Below are 13,007 nucleotides of genomic sequence, written 5' to 3' on the forward strand. Positions count from 1 at the left end.
AACGTCAGCAGCGAAGCGACCAGATCTTTTTGGACACTCGACACCAGCTTGCCCAACGCGCCTCGCCTCGAGCGGGATGAGCATTGTGACGTAGCCGTCATCGGCGCCGGCATCGCCGGCGTTTCCATCGCCTACGAACTGGCCTTGGCGGGACGCAGGGTGGTGCTCGTGGATCGCGGCCCCTTGCTCGGCGGCATGACATCGCGCACGACCGCCCATCTGGCACCCATCTGCGACGACGGCTTGAGCGCGCTGATCGACATGCGCGGCGAGGCTCTGGCGCGCGGATTCCAGGAAAGCCAGCAGGCCGCCGTCGACCGCATCGAACGCCATGTCGCCACGCTGGAGATCGACTGCGATTTCCGCCGGCTGGACGGCTTCCTGTTCCCGGCCGCATGGATGGACGAGAAAGAGGCCGCCAGAGAATGCAACAAGGAGTATGCGGCTGCGGCAAAGATCGGCGCCGAAGCTGAGCATGGCAAGGGTGTGCCGCTCAAGGGCCATGAATCGGCGCCCATCCTGCGCTATCCAGACCAGGCGACCTTCCACCCGCTGAAATATTTGCGCGCGCTGCTGGCCGATTTCGAGAAACGAGGCGGCAAGGCATTCGCCGACAGCGCCGTCACCGAAATCGAGGAGGGGGACAAGGTTCGCCTGAAATGCGACGACGGCTCCACCGTAACGGCTTCGAACGCAGTGTTTGCCACCAATTCCCCGATCAACACCTGGGTCAAGATCCACAGCAAGATGGCGCCTTACCGCACCTATGCAATGGCTTTCGACATTGCCAGGGGAACCCTCCCGGATGCGCTCTACTGGGATATGGACGATCCCTATTATTATGTCCGCCTCAATCCCGGCCCCGGCAAGACGGACTGTCTCATAGCCGGCGGCCGCGATCACAAATCGGGCGAAGCGGATGACGGCGCGGCGCGCTTTGTCGCGCTCGAGGCCTGGATCAGGGCATTGGTGCCCGATCTTGGCGGAGAACGAGCGCGATGGTCCGGCCAGGTCCTCGAAACGATCGACTTTTGCGGCTTCATTGGCCGAAGCCCCGGCAACGGCAACGTCTTCATCGCCACCGGCGACTCCGGCCAGGGCATGACGCATGGCGCCTTGGCCGGACTGCTCATCCGCGATCTGATCGTGGCCGGATCGAACTCCTGGGAAGCCGTCTACGCCCCCGACCGGACGCCGCCCGCCGCGCTCGCGCACTACGTCAATGAGAACCTTACGACGGTGAAGAACCTTGCCGGCTATTTGCTGCCCGGTGAGGTCAAGTCGGCCGACGCCCTCGAGCCCGGCGAAGGCGGCATCCTTCAGGACGGCTTGAGCAAGTTCGCCGTGTGCCGCGATCGCGACGGCAAGCTGCACCGGCATTCGGCCAGTTGCACGCATCTCGGCTGCATCGTGCACTGGAATTCGACCGAGCAATGCTGGGATTGCCCCTGCCACGGCTCGCAGTTCGCGCCGGACGGGACTGTCCTCAACGGCCCGGCCATCCGGCCTTTGGGATAGTTCGGCTGAAGGGAATTGGATCGGCGATTCCCAGCCGCGGGAAGTCGAGTCGAATCGCGTCGGGAGAAGTGGACTTCCCCAAGACCTCCGTCGCTATTTTCGCCTTGCCGGCTTCTTCTTTGGCTCCGCTTCAACCGGCCCGCGGGCGAGCCTGGCCGCGCGGAGCCGTTCCGTCTTTGCCTGCCGCGCTGCCGCTTCGCCCTCGATTATCGTGCGCGCCGTCTTCGTGGTGGCTTCGCTCTTGGCGTCGCCCTTCGGCTTGAACACACTGGTTTCGGCCATGGTCTACCTCGCAATTTGAAACGAAGAAGGCCGGGCAAGCCCGACCTTCCAAAGCATATCTCCCGAAATCGGAAACCGGTTAGGGGAAGACATGCGTAAAACCCCAAAACATGTTGCCCGAAATCGGGAGCCGGTTTCGGGACGAAGACATCCGCAAGATCAAAGTGCTCCAAGGCCAATGCCGGTACATCCGCGGTCAAAGGCCATGGATGCACGGCATCAGCCCGCCTGGATATTCTCCGCCGAGCTTTTGCCGTTCCGCTGGTTCTTCACGATGTCGAAGCTCACCTTCTGGCCCTCCGCTAGCGAGCGCATTCCGGCGCGCTCGACGGCGGAGATGTGGACGAACACGTCCGGCTGCCCATTGCCCTGCTCGATGAAGCCGAAGCCTTTCGTGGCGTTGAAAAACTTCACGGTTCCAGTAGTCATACGATTTTCCTTTCAAATCGACGCAAATCATCGCCGCCTGGCTGCGTGCCAAACGTCGCAGTCTTCGAAATTGAGAGGGAAGATCGTCAGGGCGCCAAGGCGCAGAAACAACGTTCGTTCAACAAGTTCGATTTGAAAAACATAGCGCTTAACCGAAGCGGCGACAAGGCGAGGCGAAATAATATTGTCGGCGCCGTTGTCCTGAAAAGCTTGCCGGCGACTAAATTTCGCTTGACGCGCGACGCCGTCCGACTCCTATGAAGGGCTTCCGCGTGGCGCCGAAGAAAGAGCCGAGATACAGATCTTGGTGCCTCCGCCGACAAGAACCGAAATGCCGAGCATATTGTTGGCCGTTAGGCCCCGCTGAGCGTTCCTTGCCGGCTCACGCCATGTGTCGAATTGTGTGCTGGATAGACGCTGCGGCAGGCACTGTGACCACCCCGCCACAAAACTTAGCTGCGCCAGTTCCTCAGCGGCCGCCACCCGCAAAATTAACCTTTTGTTAACCATTCGCCCGGCACCCTTTAACCATTGAGTAAGGATTCGTCTGGCCGTGACCTTCGCCGCCCCTTTGCACAACAAATCCATCCGCTTCCGCGCCCGCTCCTTCGTCGCTTTCACGCTGACGCCGGAGGCGCCGATCGACGAGTGGCTGGAGGGGCTCGATCACTGGATCGGCAACTCGCCGGGCTATTTCAACGGCCGCCCGGTAGTGCTGGATCTCAACACTTTGAAGCCGGGCCCGGAGGAGATCGCTGCACTTGTCGGCACGCTCGCCCGGCGCGGCATCCGCGTCTATGCGATCGAGCTCGAGGGCGCCGAGCTCGGCCCCGATTTGCCGCCGCTGCTCGCCGGCGCCAAGGAGGCGACCGCCGAGGGGTTGCTGGGCAGGGCCGCGCGCAAGGCGAAGGCGGAAGAGATCACGGTCGAGACGGCTACGGTCGAGGACGTGCAGCCGGGGCAAATGAGGGCGCCGCAGGATGAACTGGCGAAGCTCGATGCGCAGAACGCGCGAGCCGCCGAAGCAGCCAAGTCGGAACCGGCCGGGTCGGGGCAGGGTGCTGTACCGGCACGGCACGAGCCTTCCGCCGGCACGCTGATGATCAAGGCGCCGATCCGCTCGGGGCAGTCGGTCTTTCATCCGCATGGCGACGTCATCGTGCTGGGCTCGGTCGCGTCCGGCTCGGAAATCGTCGCCGGCGGCTCGATCCATGTCTACGGCACGCTGCGCGGCCGGGCGATCGCCGGCTCGGAAGGCAACACATCGGCGCGCATCTTCTGCCGCAAGAATGAGGCCGAGCTGCTCGCCGTCGACGGCTGGTACACCACGGCCGAGGAGATGGAAGGCGTTTCGCGCGGCAAGGCGGTGCAGGCCTTCCTCGAAAACGATGCGCTGTGCGTGGTGCCGCTCGGCTGAGTCTTTGGCCGCGCAAGCTTCGGACCGGTTTCGCGTGCCATTGTCCTTCATGAGTCCGCCGTGCCCGGCACGGCCAGAGAATAAAAATCGCCAACGGAGGCTGGATATATGGGCAAGGTAGTCGTGGTCACCTCGGGCAAGGGGGGCGTCGGCAAGACAACCTCGACGGCCGCGCTCGGCGCTGCCGTGGCCAAGACCGGCAAGAAGGTTGCGCTGGTCGATTTCGACGTCGGCCTGCGCAATCTCGACCTCATCATGGGCGCCGAGCGCCGCGTGGTGTTCGACCTCGTCAACGTTATCCAGGGCACCGCAAAACTGTCGCAGGCGCTGATCCGCGACAAGCGGCTGGAGACGCTCTATCTGCTGCCGGCCTCGCAGACGCGCGACAAGGACGCGCTGACCGAGGAGGGCGTTGCCGAAGTCATCGCCCGGCTGCGCTCGGTGTTCGACTATGTCTTCTGCGACAGCCCGGCCGGCATCGAGCGCGGCGCCCAGCTTGCCATGCGCTTCGCCGACGAGGCGGTCATCGTCACCAACCCGGAAGTGTCGTCGGTGCGAGATTCCGACCGCATCATCGGCCTGCTCGACGCCCGCACCATGAAGGCCGAGCAGGGCGAGCTGATCCAGAAGCACGTGCTGGTCACGCGCTATGACGCGACGCGCGCCTCGCGCGGCGAGATGCTGTCGATCGACGACGTGCTGGAGATCCTCTCGACGCCGCTGCTCGGCATCATCCCGGAAAGCCAGGATGTGCTCAGGGCCTCCAACCTCGGCGCGCCGGTGACGCTCAGCGAGCCGATCAACACCGCCGCCAAGGCCTACCTCGAAGCGGCACGGCGCCTGGAAGGCGAGGACCTGCCGGTGGTCGTCCCCTTCGAGCGCAAGGGTTTCCTCGAACGGCTTCTCGGAAGGAGGGCGGCATGAGCATTCTCGACCTCTTCAAACGGCGCACCAGTGCGCCTGTGGCGCGCGAGCGGCTGCAGCTGCTGCTCGCCTATGAACGCCAGAGCCGTGGCCAGCCAGACCTCGTCTCCATCCTGCGCGAGGAGATCATGGCCGTCATTGCCAAGCATGTGCAGATCGACCAGGACTATCTCCAGGTCTCGATGGATCGCGGCGCCACCATGTCGACGCTGGAGATCGACATCCAGATCCCCAACAAGAGCGCCGCGCCGCTGGCGATGGCGGGGTGAAGCTGGTTTAGAGCCGGCGGGACAGCACCCCCTCTGTCCTGCCGGACATCTCCCCCGCAAGGGCCCGCAAGGGGGAGATCAGATGTCGTCGCCGCTTTCGCCAACTTCCGACGGAGCAGGAAGAGCGCGGCAGCCGGAGCTGCCAATCTTCCCCCTTGCGGGGGAGATGCCCGGCAGGGCAGAGGGGGGGTGTCTCGCGCCAACCTTCGCCACTTCCCTCGCAAAGAAAGCCCTCACTCCGGCTGGTACAGCTCATCCATGCTGCGCGCCGCCAGTTCCACGAACGGCGCCTGCTTCTTCACCCGCCCATGCTCCAGGATCACCAGGTCGTCGCAGAACGCGATGGTCGAGTGGTGATGGCTGATGACGATCGTGGTGCGGCGGCCGGCGCGCGATTTCAGCGTTTCCACGATTGCCGCTTCCGAGAGCCCGTCCACCGCATTTGTGGCTTCGTCGAGGATCAAAATGTCGGGGTCGCGCAGCAGCGCTCGCGCCAGCGCGATGCGCTGCCTTTGCCCGGCCGACAAGTTGACGCCGCGATAGCCGACCACCGTCTGGTAGGCCTGCGGCAGCGTCTCGATGAAGCCATGCGCCTCGGCGAGCATCGCCGCCCGGCGCGCCTCTTCCGCGCTGGCCGTGTCCTTGCCGTAGGTGATGTTGTCGAGGATGGTGCCGTCGACCAGCTCCAGCTCCTGGCTGGCCAAAGCGATGTGGGCCCGCCATTCGGCCGGGTCGATCTCGCCGAGCGGCGCGCCGTCGACGAGGATGCGGCCGCCATCGGGCTCGACGAAGCGGCAGAGCAGGTTGACGATCGTCGTCTTGCCGGCGCCGGAGCGGCCGATCAGCGCCGTCGAGCGGCCGCTCACGATGTCGAAGCTCGCCGCATGCAGCACCGCCGCGCGCTGCTCCGCATTGGCATAGCTGAAGCTGACGCCCTCGAAGGCGATCTTCTCGCCGGGTCCCGCGAACGGGCGGCTGCCCGTGGGCGGCGCGGGCTTGCCCTCGGGGTCGAGCAGCCAGGTCACCTCCTCCAGCGAACCGGAAAGCCCCTGCAGCTGGCTCCAGGTCATCTGCAGCGCGCGCACATGCGGCTGCAGGCGGTAAAGCAGGATGAGGAAGGCGGCAACCAGCGGGAAGCTCAAGCCGGCAAGCCAGGCGCCGATCACCACCGCCAGGAACAGCACGGCGTGCAGCACTTCGGTGAGCGGCGCCAGCGCGCCCTGGCGTTTAGAAAGCGTGAAGGCCGCCCGCCGCACGCTGTCCGATGCCTTCTCGAACGCCGCCTTCTCGCGCGCCTCCTGGCCGAAGATGCGGATGAGACGGCCGGCATGCACCAGGTGCAGCATCTGCGAGGCTAAAGCGCTGTTGCGGGCCGCGACGCTGCGGCTCGGGCCCTTGAGATGGGCCGACAGCACCATATGTGCCGCTTGCACCAGCGCCAGGCCGAGCATCACCAGCAGCGTCATCTGCCAGGATAAGAGCAGCAGGAAGGCAAGCAGGATAACCGCCGCCGAGGCGCTGACGATCGCGCCCAGCACCCCTTGCATGGCGTCCGACGCCCGCCAGGATTCGTTGGAGATGATGTTGAGCAGCCGCCCTGGGCTCTCCTTCAGGAAGAACGGATAGCCGACGCTGAGCAGGCGTTCGGCGAGCGCGCCGCGGATCGATTGACCGGCCTTGCCGTAGATATGCGCGGTCAGCACCGCATTGGCGAAGGCAAGCAGGTTCTTGAGCAGGATCGAGCCGAGGATCGCGGCCGAAATCGCGATCAGCCGCTCGCGCTCGCCGAGCCCGGCGCCGACCTTCTGCAGCAGGGCGGAGAGTCCGGCCATGCCGGTCGCCTCGCCATGTCCCATGATGATGCCGAGCAGCGGAATGATCAGCCCGATGCCGAAGCCTTCGAGCGCAGCACTGGCAAGCCCGAGCGCGACCACGACGGGCAGCAGGCCGAGCTGACGGCGGCCGAGCGCCCGCCGCAGCATCGCCAGTGTCGGGTGCCCGCTCATGGCGTGCCGGCCTCCGCACTGGCCTCGGCCGCATCCTCAGCGCGCCGCGGCTGCCGATCGGGCCGCCCCGCCAGCACGAGCGCCATGAATTTCGCCGCGCCCGCGAGGTTCATCAAAACGATCGGCCAGTGCGAGAGCCTGAGATCCTGGTCGAAGCGCGGGCCGCCGATCAGCTCGCGCGTGGCGGCACGCGCCGCCCAGTAGAAATGGCGAAGCAGCCATGGCGCCCAGCGGAAATGCTTGAGACACAGCGCGCCATTGCCGAAATGATAGTCGCGGTGCAGCCGATCGATCGCCTTGCGGCCACGCCGGCCGTGGTGATGGAAGATCGTCATGTCGGGCACATATTCCACCGCCATGCCGGCGAGCATGGCGCGCACCAGGTAGTCGGTGTCTTCCGCCGAGCGCAGCGGCCCGCCGGCGCCGAAGCGTTCGTCGAAGGGGCCGATGCGAGCGGCGACGTCGCGATGCATGGTCATGTTGCAGCCGAGCACGAAGCCGCCCGGATGCACGGCGGGCGTCAGCCGCTGGCGCTCGTCGCAGCGCTTGATGGTGAAGGGCAGGTCGCGCGCATCGCCGAGTTCGACGCGGCCGCCGCGGATCAGCCATTTCTCACCGCTTGCATAATGCCGTTGGAGGTCGGCGAGGTAGTTGCGGTCGAGCCTGCAGTCGTCGTCGTTGAAGACCAGCACGTGCCCGCGCGCCCGCGCCAGCCCCGCATTGCGCGCCGCCGCCAGCCCGGGCCGCGGCTCTGAGATCGCCGTAAGTGGAATGTCGGAGCTCGCGGCGATCCGGGAAAGATATTCCGCCGTGCCGTCGCGCGAGCCGTTGTCGACCACCACCAGTTCGGCGGCGAAGGCGGGATGCGCAAGACAGGCGGCACGGATCGAATCGATGCAGGCTTCCAGCACCGCCGCGCGGTCACGCGTGCAGACGATGAAGGAGACCTGCGGCCGCTGCCTGGGCCAGGGAGGCGCGGGCAGGGCCGGGTGCCGCGGCAGGGGATGGCGCGCGTCGTTCATGGAGAGGGCTCAGCGCTGAGGCTGCTGACCTCCCTGCTTGTGAGGGGAGATTGGCTGTCGCGCCGGCTTTCGCCGATTTCCACCGCCGGCGAGTGGACGCGGCCAAAGCTGCTCATGCCGCCTCCATCCTGTAAGGCGCCAGCACCGATGCCGCCGGCGTGGATTTGAAGCGGTAGGCGAGCCTGTCGGCCTGCTTGCCGGCCCACATCGAAGCCTGGCTGAGCCACGGTGCCCAGGCCCCGGGGCGCAACGCATATTGCTCGCGGCGGCGGATCGCGTTCCATTTCGCGGAAAGCGTCAAAAGCTCATGCGTCAGCGCGGGTTGCTCCTCGTCGTTGACGAGCTGGTAGAGGAAATAGAAGAGGTTGAGCGCGCCGGCCTCGAAGCTCGGGCGCACCGCCGCGGGCAGCGCGGTAATCCGCTCTTCCAGCGCGCGGATGAAGGCTGCTACCCCGGCCACCGTCGCGAAGGAGACTTGATCGCCGATCGCGCGCAGGTCCTTGGTATCGTCTGTCAGACCCTCGCGCTCGAGGTTTTCGCCCACGATCCTGAGATGTGTGCGCCGCATCTCCTTCACATGCCGGCTGGTCACGCTGCCGGAATGCACGCGGTAGACCAGCAGGCTCTCCTCCATCAGGGCCGCCGGATAACGGTCGGCGAGCCGGCGGAAGAGGTCGAAATCCTCGGCATGCCGGTAGGCGGCGTCGTAATGAAGGTCGGCCTCGCCGATCACCCGGCGGTTGTAGACCACGGTCGGGTGCATGAAGATCGTGAAGAATTTCGCGAGCACGGCAAGGTCGAGGCGGAACACCGGGTCGAGCCTGCCGGGCGCGATACGCCCACGCACCAGCATGTCGACGATCGAGCCGCAGAAGCCGATCTCGGGACGCGTTGCAAACAGCGCCGCCTGGCGCGACAGCCGCCAGGGATAGGCGAAGTCGTCGGCGTCCATGCGCGCGACGAGCTCGCCTTGCGCGCTCGCCAACCCCTCATTGAGGGTGGCGACGAGACCGCGGTTCTCGCGCGAAACAATGGATACGCGGCTGTCCGCCTTGCGGCAGCGGTCGAGGATCTCCAGCGACCGGTCGGTCGAACCGTCGTCGATGGCGATGATCTCGAGCCGGCTGTAATCCTGCCGCAGGATCGATTGGATTGCAGCGCCGACATAGGGCTCGGCATTGTAGACCGGCAGCAGCACGGAGATGAGGGGAGTGGCGCTTGCCATCATCGTCGCGCCTCGGTTTGCTGCAGGTCCAGCGCGGATACCCCGGCCGGCGGGCCGACCCAACTTGTCTCGCCCGCGATGCCCGCGCGCGGCCGCGCGACATAGGGGAAATAGCGCTTGAGACTGTTGAGCGGCTTTTCGAACAGCGCCCAGGAGAGCGAGGCGACAAGCAGCGTGGCGGCGCCTGCGACAAGGAAGCGGCCAGGCCCTTGCTCCGACACGTTGAGCGGGATCCAGGGCTGCGCCTTGACGGCGTAGGCGAGAAGGATCGGGTGGTAGAGATAGACGCCGTAGCTGATGCGGCCGAGGAAAAGCAGCGGCGGCAGTTCGGACAGCTTGCCGAGCCTGCCGCCGAGGCCGTTGGAGCAGGCGGCGACAATCGCCACCAGCGGCACCAGCGGCAGCACCTGCACCAGCGCCCAGTGCGCCCACTCCCATCCCGAGTTCGCCGGTCCCGGATCGGACCAGACGACGAGCAGGAAAACGGCCGCGAAAGCCGGCCAGCCGAGCCGCATCCAGCGCGGCACATCGGCGCCCCTGGCGCGGCGCACGGCAAGCAGGGCGCCGCAGCCAAGCGCGTCCATCGAGGCCGGCGGCAACAGGTCCCGGGCGAGCGCCGGGTTGGCGGTGAGCGGCCAGTAGAAGCGGTAGGCGAACGAGAAGAGGATGACGCCGATCGTGATCGCCTCGATACGCCGGCGCGGCGCCAGAAGCACGATCAGCGGCCAGGCGAGATAGAACTGCTCCTCGATGCTGAGGCTCCAGAAATGGCAGAGCAGCCAGGGGTTCCAGTCGTTGCGCAGCGCATACCAGAAGTTCGAGAGATAAAGCGCATGCCAGGCAAGCGACGAGCTGGACTGTTCCAGATTGGTGAGCCAGACCAGGGCCAGCACCGCGAAATAAGGCGGAAAAATTCGGATCACGCGCCTGGCATAGAAGGCGCGCAGGGCCGGCCCGGAAGCGAATGCGTTGCTGTCACGCGCGTCAAGCAAAAGCCGGGTGATCAGGAAGCCGGAGAGCACGAAGAACAGCCGCACGCCGAGATGGCCGAGGAAGGAGGTGCCGTTCGGCGCAAGGAAATGCGCGTAAAGCACCAGCGTGACGGCTACAGCTCGCACTGCATCAAGCTGGATGTCGCGCTGACCTGTCATTGGCGGGGTCCCCAGGCTCCGTCGTAAGATCCTGCGCTGGACCTGCAAAGCACGCCGACTCCGCCTGTCGACGAATCTCCGTCCGGGGCGAGAGTGCCGTCCTTGGCTGTCAGCGGAATGCCCATTCGGCTCAACGTAGCGGCATCCTCCACTGCCCATGTTGGTTAACATCTGTCTCCGCTTATGTTGCGGCGCAACACACAATGCTTACGAGTTTGAAATAAAGCTGTGATTTGGAGGGTTGCAGACGACAGTTGACTTGGGAAGTTTGGCCTATGGTCCTATATGGTGATGGTCGGTTGGTCTGATTTTTGAAGTATTTATCGCTACGGATGCTGTGACGCATTGCGACAACCGTAGCGGGTGTTTTGGCGATATTGACAGTAACACTCCATTTAGCCAAAGACTATTCAAATCGCGTTGTGAAAAGTATATTGAATTTCAAAGTCTTGTGCGGCGCAGCAAACCAGTCGCGAGAGGCCTTGTCCAACCATCCGGCCCCGTTGCCTCAAGACAAGGGAAACGCCAGTCTCTATCGCCGCCTCGGACCGGGGCGCGGGGGGTGGAGGAGAAGTGACGTCGACGCCGAGTGCAAAACCGCAGGCTCAGCTGGGAGCCTTGCCCATCCTCGGCCTGCTTGGTGCCATCCTTTCGGTGCAGGTTGGCGCGGCCTTCGCCAAGGGCCTGTTTCCGGTCCTAGGGCCGGACGGCACAACAATGCTGAGACTCCTCATCGGCGCGCTGATGCTGGCGGCAGTGCTCAGGCCATGGAAAGTGCTGCCGACACGAAAGGGTCTGCCTTGGCTCGCCGTCTATGGCGTCACCGTTTCGGTGATGAACCTGCTCTTCTATGCCGCGCTCGAGCGCATTCCGCTGGGCATCTGCGTGGCGCTCGAATTCACCGGCCCGCTTTTTGTCGCCACACTCGGCTCGCGGCGCCTTCTCGACCTCGTCTGGGTGGTGCTTGCGGTCGCCGGCATCGTGCTGCTCTCGCCGTTCGCCGATATCAGCCGCGGGCTCGATCCAATCGGCGTGCTGCTTGCGCTTGCCGCCGGCGCCTGCTGGGGGCTCTATATCATCTGTGCGCAGAAGGCCGGCGCCGAGCTTGGCGCCCGCACCTCGGCCTATGGCATGGCGATCGCCGCGCTCGTCGCGCTGCCTTTTGGCTTCACCGCAGCCGAACCTTATCTCACCGACTCGCATGTCATGGCGGCCGCGGTCGTCGTCGGGCTGTTCTCCAGCGCGCTGCCCTTCTGGCTGGAGATGATGGTGCTCGCCAGAATGCCGGCGAAAGTCTATGGCATGATCGTCTGCCTGGAACCCGCCGGCGCCGCGCTGACCGGGTTTCTCTTCCTGCACGAGAGTTTGAGCGTTTTGCAGTGCGCCGGTATTGGCGCCGTGATTGCCGCCGCGTTCGGCGCGGCCGTAACGGCGAGAGCGCCGGTTCCGTCACCCTGTTAAGGATCAATGCCATATCGCCTGAGGGCGCGGCGGTTTTGGGAGAGCATAGAACAACCACTCGTAGCGCGTTGCGCGAAGCCGTGCACGCGGGTATCCACGCCAGAAAAAGCCGTGCACGCAGCCGTGCCCGATCACATCTGGTGGTTGAGATAGGACTTAGGTCCGACATCGCTGCGAAAAAGGTCTTAAAAAGCAAGACAAGGGTCGTGGGCCACTTCCCCACGACGGGTTGATTAGGGATGCTGATGTTGCGACATTGCCGGTGGGGTAGTTCGGCCGAAGGGTCGGATGGCTGGCAAGGGGAGATTGGGATGCGCGTATCGCGCATGGGCTGCAGGCATGTCTTGCGGGCGCTCGTTGCGCTGGCGCTTGTTGTCGCGCCTTTTCATCTCTCCTTCGACGGTCCTGTCGTGGCCAAGGCCTATGCCGGCAAAGGCGGCAATGGAAACGGCAATGGCGGTGGGAACAGCGGCGGCGGCAACGGTAACGGCAGCGGCGGCGGCAACAGCGGGAACGGGAACGGCAACTCGGGCGGCAACAGCGGAAACAGCAACTCGGGCGGTAACAACGGAAACGGAAACAGCGGCAACAGCAAGGGCGCAACGAACACTGCAGCAACCGGCGATGTCGATGATCATGTGAATGCGGCGACCGGCGACAAGGTCGAGGTCAGTGCCAATAGCATCCAGGTCACGCACCGGAACGGAATGAAGGAGAGCATCGAGAACGGCCGTTTCAGGATGGAGGACAAGTTTGGTCGCACCATCGTCGAGCGCAAGGCCACAGTGGCCGATCTCGATCGCCTAAAGAGTTTGTGAGAGCGAGGTTCTATCTGGATTAGATCTTAAGGGGCCAAAAGCCAGCGCTGCAAAATCAGGTTGCCACCTTTTGCTTCGTCTCTTCGGTCCTGATCGTCTTACGACAGAACTCCCGCTGCTCACCTTGCCCCCGCCTTTTGGCGGGGGTACTTTTTTGGGGCCCTTGAGACGGCTGCCGGATAAGGCGGGCTCTTGGCGCATGCCCCCGCAGTCCGGGGAAACATTTCATGCGCAAACCAAAGGTTACGGCGCTTTTTCGTCCAGGAGGGCGCATGCGCCGTAGCATGCCGCGGTTCGTTGAGTGTCCGCGCCGTTCTCGCGTGCGACAGTCATAATGAATTGCTGGCCGCTTTCCAAGCGATTTGGTTAACGCGACGGCAGTCGCAGCTTCCAGTTGTGTTCCCGGCTGGTGCGACAATGGTCCCCAAGTGACTGCAAAAAGGTCCGACCGGACATGGCATGGGTCGTGGGCCGCTTCCGTAACC

General features: G+C 64.6%; 12 protein-coding genes. 6 read left to right on the forward strand and 6 right to left on the reverse strand.

What is annotated here, in order from left to right; translation table 11 throughout:
• Nucleotides 1–48: 48 nt before the first annotated feature.
• The gene (locus EOA60_RS03630; RefSeq protein ID WP_128311072.1) at nt 49–1,518 is read left to right on the forward strand and encodes an FAD-dependent oxidoreductase; all 1,470 of its coding nucleotides are present in this window, start codon (nt 49–51) and stop codon (nt 1,516–1,518) included.
• 93 nt (nt 1,519–1,611) lie between these two features.
• Here the strand turns inward: EOA60_RS03630 and EOA60_RS03635 are convergent, their stop codons facing one another.
• Nucleotides 1,612–1,800: a hypothetical protein gene (locus EOA60_RS03635; RefSeq protein WP_066992893.1), complete on the reverse strand. Its 189-nt coding sequence runs from the start codon at nt 1,798–1,800 to the stop codon at nt 1,612–1,614.
• A gap of 219 nt (nt 1,801–2,019) precedes the next feature.
• Nucleotides 2,020–2,229: a cold-shock protein gene (locus EOA60_RS03640; protein ID WP_066992896.1), complete on the reverse strand. Its 210-nt coding sequence runs from the start codon at nt 2,227–2,229 to the stop codon at nt 2,020–2,022.
• Nucleotides 2,230–2,782: 553 nt separating this feature from the next.
• On the opposite strand from EOA60_RS03640, the gene minC reads away from it, so the two are divergent.
• The 3 genes from minC to minE all read left to right on the forward strand — a co-directional run bounded on the left by minC (nt 2,783) and on the right by minE (nt 4,839).
• Nucleotides 2,783–3,646, forward strand: coding sequence for a septum site-determining protein MinC (gene minC, locus EOA60_RS03645; RefSeq protein WP_066992899.1), 864 nt, complete (start codon nt 2,783–2,785; stop codon nt 3,644–3,646).
• 108 nt (nt 3,647–3,754) lie between these two features.
• Nucleotides 3,755–4,570, forward strand: coding sequence for a septum site-determining protein MinD (minD, locus tag EOA60_RS03650; RefSeq protein WP_067321964.1), 816 nt, complete (start codon nt 3,755–3,757; stop codon nt 4,568–4,570).
• Complete coding sequence (gene minE, locus EOA60_RS03655) at nt 4,567–4,839, forward strand: cell division topological specificity factor MinE (protein WP_042638296.1); 273 nt, start codon at nt 4,567–4,569, stop codon at nt 4,837–4,839. Before minD ends, minE begins: the two co-directional genes overlap by 4 nt.
• Before the next feature lie 233 nt (nt 4,840–5,072).
• On the opposite strand, the gene EOA60_RS03660 is transcribed toward minE, so the two are convergent.
• The 4 genes from EOA60_RS03660 to EOA60_RS03675 form a co-directional block, all read right to left on the reverse strand.
• Complete coding sequence (locus EOA60_RS03660; protein ID WP_245322372.1) at nt 5,073–6,845, reverse strand: ABC transporter ATP-binding protein; 1,773 nt, start codon at nt 6,843–6,845, stop codon at nt 5,073–5,075.
• Nucleotides 6,842–7,867: a glycosyltransferase gene (locus EOA60_RS03665; protein ID WP_095824628.1), complete on the reverse strand. Its 1,026-nt coding sequence runs from the start codon at nt 7,865–7,867 to the stop codon at nt 6,842–6,844. The genes EOA60_RS03660 and EOA60_RS03665 overlap by 4 nt, the downstream gene beginning before the upstream one ends.
• Before the next feature lie 112 nt (nt 7,868–7,979).
• Nucleotides 7,980–9,095, reverse strand: a complete 1,116-nt coding sequence (locus EOA60_RS03670; RefSeq protein WP_245322371.1) for a glycosyltransferase — start codon at nt 9,093–9,095, stop codon at nt 7,980–7,982.
• A complete protein-coding gene (locus EOA60_RS03675; protein ID WP_095824627.1) occupies nt 9,092–10,243 on the reverse strand; it encodes an acyltransferase in 1,152 nt (383 codons plus the stop codon). Before EOA60_RS03675 ends, EOA60_RS03670 begins: the two co-directional genes overlap by 4 nt.
• Before the next feature lie 573 nt (nt 10,244–10,816).
• Between EOA60_RS03675 and EOA60_RS03680 the strand changes: the two genes are divergently transcribed.
• Nucleotides 10,817–11,704, forward strand: a complete 888-nt coding sequence (locus EOA60_RS03680; protein WP_095824626.1) for a DMT family transporter — start codon at nt 10,817–10,819, stop codon at nt 11,702–11,704.
• Nucleotides 11,705–12,015: 311 nt separating this feature from the next.
• Nucleotides 12,016–12,522, forward strand: coding sequence for a hypothetical protein (locus tag EOA60_RS37345; RefSeq protein ID WP_067321952.1), 507 nt, complete (start codon nt 12,016–12,018; stop codon nt 12,520–12,522).
• The last annotated feature ends 485 nt before the right edge of the window (nt 12,523–13,007 follow it).

The organism is Mesorhizobium sp. M1A.F.Ca.IN.020.06.1.1 (assembly GCF_004023265.1).
Lineage (GTDB): Bacteria > Pseudomonadota > Alphaproteobacteria > Rhizobiales > Rhizobiaceae > Mesorhizobium.